Below are 17458 nucleotides of genomic sequence, written 5' to 3'. Positions count from 1 at the left end.
ACATGCCCAGTAGCCGGTACTGTTGTCGCTCGGGAGGCACTGGTGCCGCCACTCCTGGCTGGAGCCCTGCCTTGCCCACTCCTCAGAAGTTGACCGGCACTACATGAAAGACCGAAAGGCACAAGGCTTCGTGAAATACTTGCTCGCCGCCGCGGCACTTACATTCACTTGCATTGCATGCGTGATCGTCAGCGGCTCTGGCCCAACCAACTTCAATATATAAAAACCCGATGTCCGGTACCTATCGCCGACTCGCGGCTCGGTACCGGACACCGGCCCCCCGATGTGGCCGACGGAGACCGCTCCGCTGAGTGGGCGATTCTGAGACGATGGCGTTCCGACCCGTTCGACTCCGCTGCGCGACTGGGGGTACAGGCGTGGATCCGATCTCGGCGAGCCTTCTCGTGGCGGTGGCGACCGGGGCGGGTGGTGAGGTGGGGCACCAACTCTGGGCGGCGCTGCGCGGGTTGGTGCGGAGAAATCAGGCAGAAGAAGCTGGCGGATCACCGGGGCAGGCGACCGGCGAAGCCGAACTGACCTCCTTGTCCGTGGCTCCCCATGATGTGGAGCGAGCGCGGGCGCTCAGCGAGGCTCTGAGCTGCCGCGCCGAGCAAGATCCCTTGTTCCGCGCGAACTTGACGCAGTGGCATCAGCAGGCGCAGACGCTGCGTACCGGAGACGGGGGCACCAGCAACACCATTAGCGGCGGCAGTCAGAGCGGCCCGGTCGTGCAGGGGCGTGACTTCTCCGGGATCACCTTCAATGTGCCGGGCCAGGGGTAGCATTCTCATCCGCTGTCCGCTGTCCGCTGTCCGCTGTCCGCTGTCCGCAGACCAGCGAGCGCGACGAACTCATCCTCGCGGTACGGGTAGTCCTCGGCAGCAGCCTTTCACGCGGGGCCGCCAGTTCTCGGGGCCCCTGCGCTGGGGACGGACCCGGGCGAAGTGCGCGATGACTGCGGGCAGCGCGAGCGACACCAGCAACACGGGGAGGGCAGACATGTCGGTCGCGAACATGAGGCAGCCCCTTCAGGTGTTGCCGACGCACGTGTCCGCCTTCGGCGGCGCCATGCGTGGCACCTGGCACGGTCCATACTGCGGCAGTGGGCCCGTACGCGAGTCCCACGGGTGTCGCCCAGCGGGATGTACTGGTCGTCTGGACCTTCCACCGGAGTCGACGGCTTCATCATGAAAGCTGGCGGTGCGACGGGATCACCGAGTTCGCACAAGTGGATGCTCCGGGACGATGGCTCTGTAACGTTGCCACGCGCGAGCTCGGGCGGGCGCCGCCCTCAGCGCAGTCGACGACCTCCGGCGCTGGATGAGCCGGGGCTGTGTTGTCAGCCGTGTTGTCATGGGGAGTCGCGGAGGACCACCTGGGCGCCGCCCAGTCCGTCCGAGAGGCTGTCTGCTGATTGTCGGCGGCCCGGCCTTGCCACTCGCGTGGAAGCGGTCCGGACGGGATTGCGCTCGCGTCGTCGGCCTGGACGGATGTTAGAAGCTTCAGGCACAGGGGTCCTGACGGAGGTGATCAGACTCGGCACCGGTTGCGCGATTTAAGGAACTCCTTAAACTTGCAGTGCTGGTGTCGAGGGGAGGCGTCTTGAGCTGGGTGATCAAGGTCACCAATGAGTACGCGGAATGGTTCAGGCGGATGATCAAGGAAGATCTCGGCTCAGCCGCTCAGGTAGCCCAGGCTGTTGCCGCTCTGCGTGAGACGGGTCCCACTCTGGGGCGCCCCCTCGTGGACCGGCTCAAGGGATCGGAACTGCACCACCTCAAGGAGCTGAGGCCGGGATCGGGCGGTCGGTCCGAGATCCGGATCATCTTCGCCTTCGACCCGACACGTTCGGCCCTCCTGCTCCTTGGAGGCGACAAGGCTGGAAACTGGGAGCGCTGGTACCGGGGCAACATTCCTCTGGCTGAGCAGCTCTACCGCGACTACACCGGCGCCCCGGAGGATTGAGGAGGAGTGAGCATGCCCAAGAAGGACCCGCAGGACTGGGAGACCCTGGAGCAGGAGCTGTACTCGGCCGGAGTGGATCCTGCCGAGGTGGAAGCCGGAGCGCGCCGCCTTCTGGCGGAGGCCCGTGGGCATCAACTAGCTGAGGCGCGTAAGCAGTACGGGCTGGCCCAGAAGGACGTGGCGGCTCGCATGGGGGTGAGTATCGCCCGCGTGTCCCAGATTGAGCACGGCGAGGTCGCTGCTCTCGATGTCGTCGCGCGCTATGTCGAGGCACTCGGCGGCCGACTGGACTTGGTTGCCGATTTCGGGGACCACACAGTGCGTATGCCGGCGAGCGGCGATCAGGGCGACGCGGCAGCATAGTCGGCCCCAAAGGCTTGCGGGTTGCGCTGTGCGTCGAATCCCCAACAGCGTTCTTCGGGGAACGGCAGGCTGAGAGCTTCCCTACTCGAATCTCACCATGCGCCGCGTGGAACCGCAGGTCAGCGTTGCACTGCGGCATGATGACTCGTGCGCGTGTGGCCTCTGTCAAGCCCTCGTGCCCTCCGTGTGCCCAATCTTCGGGTGCGTAGTGGTGCGGAAAGGCAAGAGAAGCAGCGGTAAAAGAACGAGCCCCAGGCTGCTGACCTGGGGCTTCAAGAAGAGCGGGTGACGAGAATCGAACTCGCGCTCTCAGCTTGGGAAGCGCCGGCGCTTACGTGATCGCATGGCTGCTGACCTGCGTGGCTTCGTCGCGTCGATGCCGTTGCGCGGGCCTGATCGCACCGCTGTTGACCGTGGTTGTCCGCTCTTACGGGCACGGATTGGGCACGGCCTCGGCTTGTGTCGTTCGGCGGCACCATCGGGCCCGCGAGGAGCTGTCCCAGATGACACGTCGGCGGAAGCCGTACGGACGACCTTGCGTGTGCACTCAGCAACCACTCGCCACGGCGCCATCACCACGAGGGCTGAGCTGCACGCTCCTTGTTGATGGGGGGATGCCGTCGGCGGTAGTCAGTTCCTCGTCGATCAGTCTGCCGAACTTGCCGTACCGCTTCGGCGCATCCTCCTCATCCTCCTCATCCCCCTGCCGCCACTCCAGTTCGCCTTCGTCCGTGATGCGTGACGTGTAGCCGCCGATCCCTTCCCCTTCTTCCAGGCCGATCGCGACGGAGGCCAGGAGCGCGGGCAAAGACGCCATCCAGGCCACCGGCTCGAAGCGGCTGACGTCGTCGTGCCAGGCGACACCGATCCGCCCCTGCTTGGTGCAGTCGCGTTGATCGATGACCATCGAATCGCCGCATCCGTTCCATGCGATCGGTATCCACTGCGGGTGCCACCACGGTCCGTACTCCCGCTCCGGGTCCCACTCGTCGTCGGTCTCGGGATGGATCCGTATCCGCTGCTGCCAAGTCTCGGCCAGGCCGCGCACCCCATGCAGCATCCATATGCTCGGGAGCAGCGTGGCGTGGTCGGTTCCGTCGTGGCGCAGCAAGGACTCCACCAATGCCCTGGGGAAGCGCATGCCCAGCGCCTTTTCCGCTTCGGCGATGGCTGTCGGCTCCGCCGGCCCCGGCAACGAGGCGAAGGTCCGCGGGGCGTGAGCCTTCAGCCACGCTTCGATCCTGAGCCACGCTGGAGTCACGGACACGGCCATGGCGGACAGTATGTGCCGCACCTGCGACAGAGGGTAGACCCGCGACATCCGGCATGTCCGGTTCGGCGAAGAGGTGCTGGTGCGGAGTCCCCGTGTTCGAGGCAGCCTCAGGTTTGGCCCAGCCGGCACCGCCACCGTGCCGCGCTGGCGCTGGCGAAGCGTTCTTACAGCAGGCCGTTGTCCTTGGCATAGAGCGCCGCCTGGGTGCGGTCGCGCAGGCCGAGGCGGGTGAGGATGCGGGAGATGTGGTTCTTCACGGTGCCCTCGCTGAGGTAGAGCCGGGCGGCGATCTCCTTGTTCGAGGCACCGACGGCGATCTGCCGCAGCACCTCCGTCTCGCGTGGGGTCAGCGGGCCGGGGGAGGGCGGTCCGACGACGATTCGGGCGGCGACGGAGGCGTCGAGCTGGGCGACGCCCGCGTGTGCCAGGTGTACGGCGCGGGCCAGGTCGGCGGCGGGGAGGTTTTTCAGCAGATAGCCGGCCGCTCCGGCGCGCAGGGCGCGGGTGACGTACTCGTCGTCGTCGAAGGTCGTCAGCATCAGGATCTTTACGCCGGGGAGCCGGCGGTACAGCGCCTCGGTGGCGGCGACGCCGTCCATCTCCGGCATCCGCACGTCCATCAGGATCACGTCGGGCCGGGCGTCCGGGGCCTTCGCGACAGCCTCGGCCCCATCGCCCGCAGTGCCCGCCACCTCAATACCGTCCTGCAGGCCGAGCAGTGCGGCGATGCCCTCGCGTACCAGGTCCTGGTCGTCGACCACGAACACCCTCACCACGGGACGGCCACCTCCAACGTGGTGCCCGAGGCGGAGGTGGCGATCTCGACCGTCCCACCGGCGGCCCGCACCCGCTCGCGCAGTCCGCGCAGCCCGAAGCCCTCGGGGGCGCCGTCGAAGCCGCGGCCATCGTCATCGACCCGCAGCCGGGCGCCCTGCTCGTCGTACGAGACGTGGACCCCTATCCGTGAGGCGCGGGCGTGGCGACAGGCGTTGGCGAGGGCCTCCTGGGCGGCCCGGTAGAGCACCAGCGGCGGCCGCCGGTTCGTCCCGGTGACCGTCAGGGTGACGCGGCGGTCGTCCCCGTCCAGCCGGGCCACCAGCTCCTCCAGCGCTCCGCCGAACTCCGCATCGTCGCCGTCGCCGAGGGCTCGTACCGACGAGCGGACCTCGTGCAACGCCTGGCCGGCGGACCAGCGCGCGTTGGCCACCGCCTTGGCCGACCGCTCCGGGTCGAGGGCGCCGAACGCCTCGGCCGTCTCCAGCTGGACGCCGATCGCCGTCAAATGGTGGCCCAAGCTGTCGTGGATCTCCCGGGCCAGCCGGTTGCGCTCCCGCGCCGCGGACAGCTCCGCCACCCGCTCCCGCGCCTGCCGCTCCCGGACCGCGACGGCCGCCATGGTCGTCGCCAGGACGACGCCGAGGGCGAACATCAGCAGGTCCGAGATGTACGCGATGCGCGTCCACCACGAGTCGACGGCCACGGTGAAGGCCACGGCGACGGCGCACACACAGCCGGCGCCGAGCCAGATGGCCGTCCGGCGGCCGAAGGCGAAGTAGCCCAGGAACGGCACCAGCACGAACAGCACCCGCGACAGCCCCGAGGTGTCCAGCGCGGCCACCGCGCCGAATGCCGCCGCCCGGGCCGCCAGCACGGCGACCGCGGCGCGCGTCCCGGCCGTGCCCGTGCGGGGGCGCAGCTCCCACAGGACCAGGGCGGTGAGTACGGCGGCGAAGGCCGCGCTGCGCCAGCCGAGGCCGGGGCCGATGGCGGCGTAGTACAGGCCGCCCGCGAGGACCGCGCCGTACAGGACGGGCGGCACCCAGGGGACAGGGTGCGACATGCCGCCTCCTTCGGGGATGCCGAGGGCAGCTTATGCGGCGGGGGGCCTGGGTGGCAGTGCCGGAAGGCACGTGACCTCCGGCTGCGGAGGCGGGGGCCGGATCGCACTTCTGAGGGGCGGGGCGGGGTTCTTACGGTCGCGGTGTGCATCCGGCCGACGAGGCCGACGCAGCCGCAAAGGAGCTCCCCGTGATCCGAGCCAGACTGATCGCCCCCGCCCTGCTCTTCGCCCTGACCATCCCCGCCGCACCCGCCGCCGCGCAGACCGGGGGCTGCCCCGGGGTCCGGGTGCCCGGTGCCGAACGCGCGGTGACCTCGTGCCTGGACGACCTGACGACCGCGGGGACGACCCGCAGCGGGCACACCGACCCGGCGGACTGGGCGGGGCTGGTCGCCCCCGGCACCGTGACCCCGTCCGGGGTGCCCGGTGTGCAGGTGGACGGCTACTTCCCCGACACGTCCACCACCAACACCAACCACGGCTGGCAGCACGACGCCCAGTTCGTGCTGCGGTTGCCGCGCGACTGGAACGGCGGCCTCGTCGTCGCCGGACCGCCCGGCACCCGCGAGCAGTACGCCAACGACCCGATCATCGCCGACCAGGTGCTCGCCAAGGGCTACGCCTACGCCGCCACGGACAAGGGCAGCACGGGAGCGGCCCCGGCCACGCCCGGCCAGCGCCCCGGCGCCTCGATCGCGGAATGGCACCGGCGCGTCACCCAGCTCACCCGCGCCGCCAGAGCTACCCTCACCGGCCACTACGGGCACGCCCCCACCCGCACCTACGCCGCCGGACTGTCCGTCGGCGGATACCTCGTGCGGTGGCAGCTGGAGCACCACCCGGAGCTGTACACCGGCGGGGTGGACTGGAACGCGCTGATCTTCACCCCGGACACCAGCCTGCTCACCACCCTGCCGCCCGCCCTGCGCGCCTATCCGGCCTACGCCGACGGCGACCCGGCCGCCCACACGGCCCTGCTGACCGCCGGTTATCCGGCCGGCTCCGAGCCCGCCTGGGCCTTCAGCTTCCGCAGCCTGTGGACGCCCCTGCTGCACCAGGTCCGCACCGAACTCGACCCGGCCTACACCGGTGAGGACTCCGCGTACGACCTGTCCGCCCGCCCCCGCAGCGTGCACCGCGCCATCGCCCGGATCTCCCTGACCGGCCGGCTGACCCGGCCGCTGATCAGCGTCCAGGGCAGCCTCGACGCCCTCACCCCGCCGTCCCGCTACGCCGCGGCGTACACCCGACTCGTCGCAGATGCGGACCGTACCCGGCTGCACCGGACCATCGCGGTGCCCGGCGGGCCCCATACGGACGGGCTGACCCCGCTCGCCCCGGACTTCCGGCCGGTGCTCCCCGCCTTCGCGGCGGCGTTCACGAAGCTCGAGGGCTGGACCCAGTGTCGGCGTTGAACGCCTCCTGCACCCGCCTGGATCTACGCCCCGGGCCGACCCGCATGAGTACGCGGAGTGGTTCCGGCAGCTGATCAAGGAGGATCTCGGTTCTGCCTCCCAGGTTGCCCAGGCCGTTGCCGCACTGCGTGACGCTGGTCCCACTCTGGGCCGTCTTCTTGCAGACCGGCTGAAGGGATCGGACCTGCATCACCTCAAGGAGCTGAGGCCGGGATCGGGTGGCCGGTCCGAGATCCGGATCATCTTCGCCTTTGATCCGACTCGTTCGGCCCTGCTACTCCTCGGCGGCGACAAGGCGGGAAACTGGGATCGTTGGTACCGCGACAACATTCCTCTGGCTGAACAGCTCTACCGCGACTACGTCGGCGACACGGAGGACTGAGGAGTAGGCATGCGCAAGAAGGCCCCGCAGGACTGGGAGATCCTGGAGCAGGAGCTGTACTCGGCCGGTGTGGAACCCGCCGAGGTGGAAGCTGGTGCGCGCCGTCTGCCGGCGAAGCCCGTGGTCATCAACTCGCCGAGGCGCGCAAGCAGTACGGGCTGGCCCAGAGGGACGTGGCTGCCCGCATGAGGGTGAGCATCGCTCGCGTATCCCAGATCGAGCATGGTGAGGTCGCCACTCTCGATGTCATCGCACGTTACGTCGAGGCGCTCGGCGGCAGATTGGACCTCGTCGCCGACTTCGGTGACCACACGCTGCGGATGCCGGCCAGTGGTGATCAGGGCAGCGCGGCGGCGTAGCCTGCCCGAAGGCTTTGGAGTGGTCCCCTACGGTGCACCGCTCGGCAGCGTTCTTACGGGAAAAGCAGGCTGAGGGCTCTCCTTATATGATCTTGCGCTGCTCGGCGTGAAAACAGCAGGTCAGCGATACATACCGCTATGAGGAGCAGAGGCTTGCTCGCCTCAACTAAGCACTCGTGCCCACCGCGTGCCCAATCTTCGAGTGCGTGGCGGGGTGAAAGGCACCGGAGAGCCGGTGGCGCAACAGAAGCCCCAGGTCGCTGACCTGGGGCTTCTCTCTGGAGCGGGTGACGAGAATCGAACTCGCGCTCTCAGCTTGGGAAGCTGATGTTCTACCATTAAACTACACCCGCGTAAGACGCCGGTTCGGACGGTTTGGACCGGTGTCGGAAACGCGGAATCACCATACCTCATGCCAGGCCCCCGGCGCTGAAGCCGTGGGGCCTGTGGCTGTTCCGGGGGGTGGACGGGGCTGCGGGGAGCGGGAGTTGGGGCGTACGGTGGAGGGGTTGGAGAGGGGCCGGGCGGGATCGGAGTGCCGCCTCGAAGGCCATCCCTTTCATCCCGTAATGTGGCTTTCCTCGTCAGTCAGACGCGGCTCTTGGGGAAGGGACTCTGAGGACTTGATGGAACGCAGCACCGTCGTCCGTTGTGCCGAAGGGCACGTGTTCAGCACCGCTTCGCTTCCGATGCAGCAGGCCGAGCGGCTCGGTCCCGGCCGGCTGATCCGGTGTCCGCGGTGTGCGCGGCTCCGCAATGTCGTGCCGGTGGAGTTCGAGAAGCGCTAACCACGTTCACATCCGTACGGGCCCGCCACGATGACTGGATTGTGGCGGGCCCGCACGCTCTGCGTATCCTCGGGACGTGCTTCTCTCTGACAAGGACATCCGGGCCGAGATCCACGCCGGGCGGGTCCGCATCGACCCGTACGACGACTCCATGGTGCAGCCCTCGAGCATCGACGTGCGGCTCGACCGCTACTTCCGGGTGTTCGAGAACCACCGCTACCCCCACATCGATCCGTCCATCGAGCAGGCGGATCTGACGCGGCTCGTCGAGCCCGACGGCGACGAGCCGTTCATCCTGCATCCCGGGGAGTTCGTCCTCGCCAGTACGTACGAGGTCATCACGCTTCCCGATGATCTTGCGTCCCGGCTGGAGGGCAAGAGCTCGCTGGGGCGGCTCGGGCTCGTCACCCACTCCACCGCCGGGTTCATCGACCCCGGCTTCTCCGGACACGTGACCCTTGAGCTGTCCAACCTCGCGACCCTGCCCATCAAGCTCTGGCCGGGCATGAAGATCGGGCAGTTGTGCATGTTCCGGCTCAGCTCGCCGTCCGAATTCCCGTACGGCAGCGACCGGTACGGGTCCCGCTACCAGGGACAGCGCGGACCGACCGCCTCGCGGTCCTTCCTCAACTTCCACCGGACCCAGGTGTGAGTGCCGGCGCCATGAGTGACATACGCGAGAACCTCACCTACGAGCGCTTCGGCGTCGCCGTCCGCGAGCTCGCCCAGACCATCGCCGACGACGGGTACGAGCCCGACATCGTGCTCAGCATCGCCCGCGGCGGAGTCTTCGTCGCCGGCGGGCTCGCGTACGCCCTCGACTGCAAGAACCTCCACCTGGTGAACGTCGAGTTCTATACGGGCGTCGGTACCACCCTCGACATGCCGGTCATGCTCGCTCCCGTGCCCAACGTCATCGACTTCTCCGACAAGAAGGTGCTGATCACGGATGACGTGGCCGACACCGGCAGGACCCTGAAGCTCGTGCACGACTTCTGCCTCGACCATGTCGCCGAGGTCCGGTCCGCCGTCATCTACGAGAAGTCCCACTCGCTCGTGAAGTGCGAGTACGTGTGGAAGCGGACCGATGAGTGGATCAACTTCCCGTGGAGTGTTCTGCCTGTAGTACGTAGGTCGGGCGAGCTGATCACGCCGTCGAAGGAAGCGCTCTGACCTCCGTGCCGTAGGCGCCACCCGCAGCCGGCCCGCACCCGTACCCGCGTATCCGCACCCGTACATGGCCCAGTCCCGGATGGTCCTAGTCCTATGGAAGTAGGGCGCATGTCCGAGGCGTCCGGGCCGTCGGGCCGAGGCGTTCCGGCGGGGGTGCGGGTGAGATGGGGGCATGAGTGATCCCCTGTCTCTGCCCGGGGCCGCGGTCCGTGACCGTCTGGCCCAGGAGAAGCACGCCTGGCTGTGCACCGTGCGCGCGGACGGGTCTCCCCATGTGACGCCGGTCTGGTTCGTGTTCCTGCGGGGCACTTGGTGGATCGGTACGGACGGGGATTCGGTCAAGGTCCGCAATGTCGAGAGGTTCTCACGGGTCGCCCTGACCTTGGAGGGCGGGCGGCTTCCCGTCGTGGCCGAGGGGGAGGCGGTGTCGCACCGCGGTCTGTTCCCGGAGGAGATCACGGATGCCTTCGCCGCGAAGTACGGATGGGATGTCTCCGCCCCGTACCGACCGGGCGTGGACCGCGTTCTGCTCGAAGTCCCTGTGAGGCGCTGGCTGTTGGCCGGCGTGGCTCAGTGATCGTCCCGCCTGGCTCTCGTCCTTGGGACGGGTGTCGGGGCGCGTGCCTGATCCGGCTCCGTTAAAGAAACGCTTGCGTTTCTCTCAAGGCCCCCGTAGCTTACGTGTACGAAACCGTTTCGTATCGATGGGGGGTTCCGGGTTGTGTCCAGCCACCGCAGCAGCAAGCCGGAAATGATCGCCGCGCAGGCTCGCCGTGCCGATGCCGGTGCTGGTGCTGGTGCTGGTGCCGGTGTTGGCGTCGTCATCGGCACTGGCATCGCCTCCATCGCCGCCCGCGCGATCCTCACCGCCGTGCGGGCCCCCCGATGATGACCGCCCCGGTGTTCCTCGCCGTCGCGCTCTCCCTGGTCTCCGCGATCTGTTACGCCACGGCCGCCGTGGTCCAGGAACGGACCGCCGCCGGTACGGCGGACCTGCGCGGCACGTTCAGCCGCGGCTCGTGGTGGTGGTCCGTGGCCCTCAATGCCGCCGGTGCGCTGCTGCACGTGGTCGCTCTGCGGTACGGGCCGCTGACCCTGGTGCAGCCGCTCGGTGCGCTGAGTCTCGTGGTGGCGGTGCCCCTGGGCTCGCTGGTCGCCCGCCGCAGGACGTCGGGCATGCAGTGGCGCGGCATGGCCCTGACCCTTGCCGGGCTGACCGCGCTGCTGGCCGTCACCGCCTCGGGTCATGCGCCGGACGACACCCTGCACGTCACCGAGGTCCTCGTGGTCGCGCTCGCCGCCGCCACCGTCATCGCGGTGCTCATCCGCTTCGCCTCGGGCCGCGTCGTCTCGGGCCGCTCCGCCCTGGGCGGTCTCGCGTTCGCGGCGGCCTCCGGCATCGCCTCCGGGGTCGGCTCCACGCTGGCCCAGAAGCTCGCCGTCGGACCGGAGACCTCCTGGAGCGTGGCGGTGGTGGCGGTCCTCACCGTCGCGTTCGCCGGGGGCGGGCTGCTGCTCTCCCAGAAGGCGTATCGCAGTGGTCTCGGCGGCCCGCTCGCCCTGCTCACCCTGGTCAACCCGGTCGCCGCGTCCGCCATCGGCATCACCCTGCTCGGCGAGGGCTTCCAGTACGGCGCGACCGGCACGCTGCTCGCTCTCGCCGGTGCCGCGGCGGCCGTCCACGGCGTGCTCTTGCTCAGCCAGCCCCAGCCCCAGCCCCAGCCCCAGCCCCAGCCCCAGCTCCAACCCAAGCCCCAGCCTCAACCCCAGCCGCGCCACGACCTTCCCGTCCGCCTCGGCGGCAGTGTCGCCCAGCCGCGCGCACCACGCCGGACGGGCCCGGGCGCCGCGCCGGGCCTGCGACCCGCCCGCGTGTTCCGTTCCGCACTGCCGTCCACCGGACCGGTACGCGCGGTCACGACCGACATCACCGGCATGAGCCGGGCCCTCTGAGACGAAGAAGACCAAGAAGACGGAGATCACGACCATGAGCACCCTTCAAATCCCCCCTCAAATCCCCCTGCAAGTCCCTCTTCGGAACAGCCCCCTTCGCAACAGCCCTCTCCGGACGGCCGTGCGCGCGGCCGGACTGGTGGACGTGCCCGCCGTGGTTCGCCTGTTCGCCCCGTCCCCGCCGCCGTTTTCCGCCCCGGCCGCGGCCCGGGACCGCTCCGCGGTGGACTGGGAGCAGGCGCAGCGCGCCATGCGGCTGATGCTGGCCCACCACGCTCTCGAGGAGGGCCAGGTATGGGTGGCCGAGCGCGACGACGGCACGCTCCTCGCGGCCGGCATCTGGCTGCCGCCCGGCATCGGGACCGAGCCTCCCGACACGCGCTTCGGCAGTCTCCTCTCCCGTGAACTCGCCGACTGCCCGCCGGAACACCCGGTCATGGCGCAGGCGCTGAAGGCGGCCGGGCCCGACGAGCCGCACTGGACGGTGGTCACCGCCTGCGCGCTCGACGACACGGAAGCCTGGGACCGTACCGTGGTCGCCGACCTGCTGGCCCCGGGGCTGCGCGCCGTTGACGATCAGGGCGCCACCGCCGTCGCGATCACGATCTCCGCCCGCCACATGGACCAGTTGAGGCCCCTCGGGTTCCGCGGGCCGCACGAAGTCCGCCTCGCGCCGGGTGCGAGCGTATGGCTGACGACCCGTCACCCGAAGGCCCGGCCGGGCGACTTGAGGGGCACGGCCCTGTAAAAGCTGGGGGTACGTCCCTACAGGCACACCACCGGGATCCGCTGGACCAGGTTGTTGCCGAAGCCGCCCCGGTTCCAGGGTTGGGTGACCGGCTGGGTGCCGCCCTCGGCGTCCGTCGCGCGGGCCGTCAGGACGTGGGAGCCGGGTGCCGCCGTCCAGGACGCCTGCCAGTGGCGCCACGACCAGGCACGGCTGTCCGGCGGGGAGAGTTCGGCGGCCCTCCACGAGGCGCCGTCGTCCGTGCTGACCTCGACCTTCGTGACGGGCGCGCGGCCCGACCAGGCACGGCCCTCCAACCGCACCGGACCGGGGCGTACGACCCTCGTGCGGGACATGAAGTCCGGGAAGCCCGGCGGGATCATCAGCGCGCGCGGTGCGATACGGGTGACCGGTTCGCCCGGCTCGTCCGGGGACTGGCGGTAGCGGTACGCCACCGCCTGCTGGAAGCCGGTGAACGGCGTGTCGGTGAGCGTGATGTCGCGCAGCCACTTCACATGCGCCATGCCGTACCAGCCGGGGACCACCAGGCGGAGCGGGTACCCGTGCTGCGGCGGGAGCGGGGTGCCGTTCATCTCGTACGCCACCAGGACCTCCGGATCGGCGGCGGTGGCGTCCGCGACCGGCAGGCTGCGCTGGTAGTCCTGCTCGACGCCGCGTTCCACGCCGTGGTCGGCTCCCGTGAAAACCGCCTCGACGGCGTCCGGCTCCACTCCGGCCTCGGCGAGCAGCGTCCGCAGGGGTACGCCGGTCCAGTCCGCCGTGCCGACCGCCTCGACCAGCCAGGGCTGGCTCACGGGGCGCGGGGTGAGCCGGGCCCGGCCGTTGCCCGCGCACTCCATGGTCACGCGGTGGGTGACGGGCGGGAGCGAGTGGAGGCCGGGCAGGTCCAGGGTCAGGGGCGTACGGACGCGGCCGCCCACGGTGAGGGTCCACGCGTCGGCCTCGGTGGCCGGGACGTAGGGGATGTCGTAGTGGACCAGTACGTAGTGCAGTCCGGGTGGGGTCACGTCGTGGCGCAGGGTCTCCAGGGGGAGGCCGTGATTGCGGGCGGCCAGGGCGAGTTCCTCGTGGCTGATGCCCTCCTCGGGGCCGGCGACGCGCCCCGGCGCGCTGACGTCGGCCAGTGAGCCGGCCTCGCCGATCCGTCCGGCCAGGGCTTCGGCTTCGGTTTCCGCTGCGGCTGCGGCTGCGACCTCGGTTTTGGCTTCGGCTTCGGCCGGGAATCCGTCCACGGGTCCGGGTCCGGGTCCGTCCAGGGCTCTGTCCATGGCTCCATGGTCCTCCAGCCGTCCGGCCCGGGCACCCCGCTCGCGATTGCCAGTCCACCCGAGCGGCGAGACCCTGGACATACCGGCCCTGTAGCGGATGAAGTACGCGAACAGAACGGACCGTACCGGACCTCGCGAGGAGAGCGATCGGCATGGACGGCAGCATCGACGACACCACATGGGAGGCGATGCGGACCGTACTGCGCGGCCCGGTCATCACTCCACAGAACGCGGAGTACGACGAGGCCCGCACGATCTACAACGCGATGATCGACCGGCGGCCGGCCGCCCTCGTGCGGTGCGCGGACGCCGGGGACGTCATGAACGCGGTCGACTTCGTCCGCGACCACGGGCTCGAACTCGCCGTGCGCGGCGGCGGACACAGCGGCCCGGGGCTGTGCCTGGTGGACGACGGCGTCACCCTCGACCTGTCGCCGATGCGCTGGGTACGGGTGGATCCCGTCGCGAAGACCGCGCAGGTCGGCGGCGGCAGCACGCTCGGCGACCTGGACCATGCGGCGCACGCTTTCGGCCTCGCCACCCCGGCCGGGATCATGTCGACGACGGGCGTCGGCGGGCTGACCCTCGGCGGCGGACACGGCCACCTCACCCGCAGGTACGGGCTCACGGTGGACAGCCTGCTCTCCGCGGACGTCGTCCTCGCCGACGGCAGCTTCGTCACCGCGAGCGACACCGACCACCCGGACCTGTTCTGGGCGCTGCGCGGCGGGGGAGGGAACTTCGGGATCGTCACCTCCTTCACCTACCGACTGCACCCGGTGCACACGGTGGGCGTCGGGATCACGGTGTGGCCGGTCGACCACACGCGCGAGGTGCTGCGCTGGTACCGCGAGTTCCTGCCGCAGGCGCCCGACGACCTGAACGGCTTCTACACGGCGCTCGCCGTGCCGCCCGGGCCGCCGTTCCCGGAGGAGCTCCACGGGCACAAGATGTGCGGTGTCGTGTGGTGCTGGACCGGTGATCTGGCCCTGCTGGACGAGACGCTCGCAGTGGTGAACGACGCGGGCCGGCCGGCCTTCCACTTCACGACCCCCATGCCCTACCCGGCTTTGCAGAGCATGTTCGACGAGCTGATCCCCAAGGGCCTGCAGTGGTACTGGCGCGGCGACTTCTTCGACCGGATCACCGACGAGGCTGCCGACATCCATCTCAAGTACGGCGAGAACCTCCCCACCGACCTGTCGCTGATGCACCTCTACCCGGTCGACGGAGCCGCCGCCCGGGTCGGCTCCTACGACACGGCGTGGGCCTACCGCGACGCCCTCTGGTCCGGCGTCTTCGCCGGCGTCGACCCGGACCCGAACAACGCCGAGCTCATCAGGCAGTGGTGCGTCGACTACCAGGAGGAGCTGCACCCGTACTCGATGGGCGGTTCGTACGTGAACTTCATCGGGCCGGGCGAGGGCCAGGAGCGGGTCAGGGCCACCTACCGCGACCACTACGACCGGCTCGCGGCGGTGAAGCGGACCTACGACCCGCACAACCTCTTCCACGCCAACCAGAACATCGAGCCGGCGCGCTGGCCCCAAGGTGACGCCTAGGCCCCAGGGGAGAGGCCCAGAACGTGCCTAGAACGTGCCCAGCTTGATGATCGACAGCAGTGCGATCAGCTGGATCGCCGACGCTCCCAGGGCCTTCGGCCACGGCAGGTCGTGCGACTTCTTGACCATCAGCGTGAACAGCGCGCCGGCCGCCACCCAGGTCGCCCAGCCCAGGAGCTGCACGAACGACGCGTCGCCGCCCGCGAACATCGCGACCACCAGACGCGGGGCGTCCGTGAGCGACATGATCAGCATGGAGAGGCCGACCGTGGGCTGCCAGGCGCCGTCGCCGCCGAGCTGGCGGGCGAGGGTGTGCGTGACCACGCCCAGGATGAACGAGCTGATGACGATCGCGATCGCCGTCGTCAGGACGATCGGCACGGCCGAGGACAGCGTGGCGTTGATCGCGTCCTCGCGGGCGCCGTCGAAGCCGAAGACCGCCAGCAGGCCGTAGAGGAACGTCACGATGAGGGCCGGGCCCCACATCGTGTAGTCCCGCATCTGCAGGAAGGTCTGGTTCGGGCGCATGATCACGCCGCTCAGCAGTTGCTTCCAGTGCAGCCGCGGGCCCACCGGGGGCGGTGCCGCCTGGCCCGCGCGGTAGGTCTCGCCCTGGCTGTACGGGTCCTCGCCGACGGAGAACGCCGTCGTGTGGCCAGGTTGGTTGGCCGCGTACGGGTCCGGGCCCTGGGCGTGGTGGTCGTGGTCGCCGAAGTACTCCGGCTCGCCGTGCCCGTTCGCATGGGGCCACTGCTGCGGGCCGTTGCCGTTGCCGCCGCCGCTGCCGTACTGCGGCTGCTGCGGTGGGTACGGCTGAGGCGCAGGAGGGTAGCCGTACGACGGGCCGCCCTGGGGGGCCTGCTGTCCGTACGGCTGCTGCCGCGGGTGTTGTTGCGGATGCGCTTGCGGGGTGCGGTTGTCCCGGCCGCGTCCGATCCTGAATCCAGCCACGTAATCGAACGTACCTGGTCCCGCGCGGTCACGTGCCGGGCCCGGGGCAACGGGCCCGGCATTGCTGCTGAGCTGTGACATCCCCTAAGGGGGCGGCCAGGGGTTTTTCAGTGGCTGCTCAGGGTTTCGCCGTACGTGAGCGCGTTTGACGGGCGGGCGGGCCGGGCTTGGCTACGACCAGAAGGAGTTGATCTTGTCGAGGTCCTCGGTGCACTCGTCGAGGTCGGTGACCATGTCGCCGACGATGCGGAAGACGATGCACGCGTTCTCGTCCAGCTGCCTGCCGTTGCGCTCGGCAGTGAAGCGGTGCACGGCGACCGCGTGGCCCCTGTCGTCGACGAGGATCTGGCGCAGCTCGGCGCGCATGGTCCCGTTCGTCTCCTGGGCGAGCCGGCCGTAGAGGTCGATGATCGCGTCCTGGCCCTTGTAGTCGCCCGACAGGATGTGGTCGCCGGGAACGTGGTGCGTGGCGTCCCCTGCTATCAGCTGGCGCAGGGTGTCCATGTCACCGCGCGAGAAGGCCTCGTAGCCCTTGCGGACGAGTGCTGCGTGCGGGTGTTCGGCCATGATGGTCGCCGCCTTCCTGCGGCTCGTACGGTATGAGGCTTACGCGGTCAATTGTCCGGCCTTGCCGACGTCAGGGCCACTGGATCACCGCCGTCGGCGCCGTCACTGCCCGGGCGTGCTGCCCGTCAGGGCCCCCTCCAACTGCTGGGCGACAGTCAGTGTGTTGGTGAGCTGCTCGCGCTCGGTGTCCAGCAGGGCCGTGTCGCGGACCTGGGTCAGGAGTGTGCGGGCGCGGGACGGGTCGTCGAGACGCAGGGCGAGTTCCGCGCGGTAGACGAGGGCTTCGACGAGTTCGACGGGGTGGGCGGCCGCCCGCTCACGCGTCAGTGTCGCGTCGAGGATGCGCGCGGCCTGCCGGTCGTCGCCCTTGGAGTCGCCGAGGACGATGGCGTTCTCCAGAGCCTTGGTGAGCTTGCCCGTGGGGTGCGCGGCATCCTCCGCCTCCTCCTCCTCGTCCTCCGCGACCGGGAAGAAGCGGATCCAGTTGCCGCCGGGGTCGACGACGCTGAATCCGGCCCTCTTCCCGGTGTTCTTGCGCTTGCGGGGGCTGGTCATCCGCGGAATCCCGGAGACCAGCAGCTTGCCGTGGGCGGCCCGCATGCCCTCGGCGAAGGCCTGGTGCAGGGCCCCGGTGTCGGGGACGTACACCAGGCACGAGCCGTAGGACTGCTCCGGGTCGAAGCCCTCGATCCCGAAGAAGTGCAGTTCGAGGTCCTCGCGTCGGACGCAGACGTAGGGGTTGGGGCGGGTCTGCCGGTAGGTCGTGGTGAACCCCAGCATGCCGTAGAACTGGGTCATGTCGTCGATCGACCGGCAGGGCAGCAGGGGGACGGTCACCTCGTTGGCCATGC

22 protein-coding genes and 1 tRNA gene are annotated in these 17458 nt (G+C 69.7%); 15 read left to right on the top strand and 8 right to left on the bottom strand.

Going from position 1 to position 17458, the window contains the following annotated elements; translation table 11 throughout:
- Window positions 1-377 precede the first annotated feature (377 nt).
- From GAS53_RS08590 to GAS53_RS08580, 3 genes are all read left to right on the top strand, one after another.
- Entirely contained in the window at window positions 378-782 is a 405-nt protein-coding gene (locus GAS53_RS08590; RefSeq protein WP_151476868.1) for a hypothetical protein, read from the top strand.
- 829 nt (window positions 783-1611) lie between these two features.
- Window positions 1612-1965 carry a type II toxin-antitoxin system RelE/ParE family toxin gene (locus GAS53_RS08585; RefSeq protein ID WP_151476980.1) on the top strand — a complete coding sequence of 118 codons (354 nt, stop codon included), beginning with the start codon at window positions 1612-1614 and terminating at the stop codon, window positions 1963-1965.
- 12 nt (window positions 1966-1977) lie between these two features.
- Entirely contained in the window at window positions 1978-2328 is a 351-nt protein-coding gene (locus GAS53_RS08580) for a helix-turn-helix domain-containing protein (protein WP_151476867.1), read from the top strand.
- A 547-nt stretch (window positions 2329-2875) separates the two neighbouring features.
- Here GAS53_RS08580 and GAS53_RS08575 read toward each other — a convergent pair.
- The 3 genes from GAS53_RS08575 to GAS53_RS08565 form a co-directional block, all read right to left on the bottom strand.
- Window positions 2876-3601: an SMI1/KNR4 family protein gene (locus GAS53_RS08575; protein WP_192583021.1), complete on the bottom strand. Its 726-nt coding sequence runs from the start codon at window positions 3599-3601 to the stop codon at window positions 2876-2878.
- Between the two features lie 164 nt (window positions 3602-3765).
- Window positions 3766-4377 carry a response regulator transcription factor gene (locus GAS53_RS08570; RefSeq protein WP_151476865.1) on the bottom strand — a complete coding sequence of 204 codons (612 nt, stop codon included), beginning with the start codon at window positions 4375-4377 and terminating at the stop codon, window positions 3766-3768.
- Window positions 4371-5441, bottom strand: coding sequence for a sensor histidine kinase (locus GAS53_RS08565; RefSeq protein WP_151476864.1), 1071 nt, complete (start codon window positions 5439-5441; stop codon window positions 4371-4373). The genes GAS53_RS08570 and GAS53_RS08565 overlap by 7 nt, the downstream gene beginning before the upstream one ends.
- Before the next feature lie 188 nt (window positions 5442-5629).
- On the opposite strand from GAS53_RS08565, the gene GAS53_RS08560 reads away from it, so the two are divergent.
- Genes GAS53_RS08560 through GAS53_RS56125 form a run of 4 tightly spaced genes read left to right on the top strand, consistent with a single transcriptional unit; the run spans window position 5630 to window position 7597 of the window.
- Entirely contained in the window at window positions 5630-6856 is a 1227-nt protein-coding gene (locus GAS53_RS08560) for a tannase/feruloyl esterase family alpha/beta hydrolase (protein ID WP_151476863.1), read from the top strand.
- Window positions 6857-6863: 7 nt separating this feature from the next.
- On the top strand, window positions 6864-7238 hold the full coding sequence (locus GAS53_RS08555) for a type II toxin-antitoxin system RelE/ParE family toxin (protein WP_192583034.1): 375 nt from the start codon (window positions 6864-6866) through the stop codon (window positions 7236-7238).
- A gap of 9 nt (window positions 7239-7247) precedes the next feature.
- A complete protein-coding gene (locus tag GAS53_RS56130) occupies window positions 7248-7427 on the top strand; it encodes a hypothetical protein (protein ID WP_225858807.1) in 180 nt (59 codons plus the stop codon).
- Complete coding sequence (locus GAS53_RS56125; protein WP_263974113.1) at window positions 7412-7597, top strand: helix-turn-helix domain-containing protein; 186 nt, start codon at window positions 7412-7414, stop codon at window positions 7595-7597. The genes GAS53_RS56130 and GAS53_RS56125 overlap by 16 nt, the downstream gene beginning before the upstream one ends.
- Window positions 7598-7876: 279 nt before the next feature.
- On the opposite strand, the gene GAS53_RS08545 is transcribed toward GAS53_RS56125, so the two are convergent.
- Window positions 7877-7950: transfer RNA gene (locus tag GAS53_RS08545), tRNA-Gly, on the bottom strand.
- Window positions 7951-8223: 273 nt separating this feature from the next.
- Between GAS53_RS08545 and GAS53_RS55035 the strand changes: the two genes are divergently transcribed.
- From GAS53_RS55035 to GAS53_RS08520, 7 genes are all read left to right on the top strand, one after another.
- On the top strand, window positions 8224-8385 hold the full coding sequence (locus GAS53_RS55035; RefSeq protein ID WP_192583020.1) for a hypothetical protein: 162 nt from the start codon (window positions 8224-8226) through the stop codon (window positions 8383-8385).
- Window positions 8386-8461: 76 nt separating this feature from the next.
- Window positions 8462-9037 (top strand): dCTP deaminase, encoded by a 576-nt coding sequence (gene dcd, locus GAS53_RS08540; protein ID WP_151476862.1) that lies wholly within the window; start codon window positions 8462-8464, stop codon window positions 9035-9037.
- A gap of 11 nt (window positions 9038-9048) precedes the next feature.
- On the top strand, window positions 9049-9558 hold the full coding sequence (locus GAS53_RS08535) for a phosphoribosyltransferase (protein ID WP_151476861.1): 510 nt from the start codon (window positions 9049-9051) through the stop codon (window positions 9556-9558).
- Window positions 9559-9730: 172 nt separating this feature from the next.
- Window positions 9731-10135: a pyridoxamine 5'-phosphate oxidase family protein gene (locus GAS53_RS08530; RefSeq protein WP_151476860.1), complete on the top strand. Its 405-nt coding sequence runs from the start codon at window positions 9731-9733 to the stop codon at window positions 10133-10135.
- A gap of 174 nt (window positions 10136-10309) precedes the next feature.
- Entirely contained in the window at window positions 10310-10447 is a 138-nt protein-coding gene (locus GAS53_RS55030) for a hypothetical protein (protein WP_192583019.1), read from the top strand.
- Window positions 10447-11511, top strand: coding sequence for a DMT family protein (locus GAS53_RS08525; RefSeq protein ID WP_225858825.1), 1065 nt, complete (start codon window positions 10447-10449; stop codon window positions 11509-11511). Before GAS53_RS55030 ends, GAS53_RS08525 begins: the two co-directional genes overlap by 1 nt.
- Window positions 11512-11656: 145 nt before the next feature.
- A complete protein-coding gene (locus tag GAS53_RS08520) occupies window positions 11657-12259 on the top strand; it encodes a hypothetical protein (protein ID WP_151476858.1) in 603 nt (200 codons plus the stop codon).
- 17 nt (window positions 12260-12276) lie between these two features.
- Here GAS53_RS08520 and GAS53_RS08515 read toward each other — a convergent pair whose 3' ends face one another.
- Window positions 12277-13527, bottom strand: a complete 1251-nt coding sequence (locus GAS53_RS08515; protein ID WP_225858806.1) for a sulfite oxidase — start codon at window positions 13525-13527, stop codon at window positions 12277-12279.
- Window positions 13528-13679: 152 nt separating this feature from the next.
- Between GAS53_RS08515 and GAS53_RS08510 the strand changes: the two genes are divergently transcribed.
- A complete protein-coding gene (locus GAS53_RS08510; RefSeq protein WP_151476857.1) occupies window positions 13680-15089 on the top strand; it encodes an FAD-binding oxidoreductase in 1410 nt (469 codons plus the stop codon).
- 27 nt (window positions 15090-15116) lie between these two features.
- Here the strand turns inward: GAS53_RS08510 and GAS53_RS08505 are convergent, their stop codons facing one another.
- From GAS53_RS08505 to GAS53_RS08495, 3 genes are all read right to left on the bottom strand, one after another.
- The gene (locus tag GAS53_RS08505) at window positions 15117-16121 is read right to left on the bottom strand and encodes a Yip1 family protein (protein WP_151476856.1); all 1005 of its coding nucleotides are present in this window, start codon (window positions 16119-16121) and stop codon (window positions 15117-15119) included.
- Window positions 16122-16211: 90 nt separating this feature from the next.
- Window positions 16212-16607: a nuclear transport factor 2 family protein gene (locus GAS53_RS08500; RefSeq protein WP_151476855.1), complete on the bottom strand. Its 396-nt coding sequence runs from the start codon at window positions 16605-16607 to the stop codon at window positions 16212-16214.
- 102 nt (window positions 16608-16709) lie between these two features.
- Entirely contained in the window at window positions 16710-17456 is a 747-nt protein-coding gene (locus GAS53_RS08495) for a bleomycin resistance protein (protein WP_151476854.1), read from the bottom strand.
- Between the last annotated feature and the right edge of the window lie 2 nt (window positions 17457-17458).

The organism is Streptomyces albicerus, assembly GCF_008905045.1.
Lineage (GTDB): Bacteria > Actinomycetota > Actinomycetes > Streptomycetales > Streptomycetaceae > Streptomyces > Streptomyces albicerus.
Note: the sequence above shows the minus strand (reverse complement) of the source record. Positions and strands in the feature narration are given on the sequence as shown.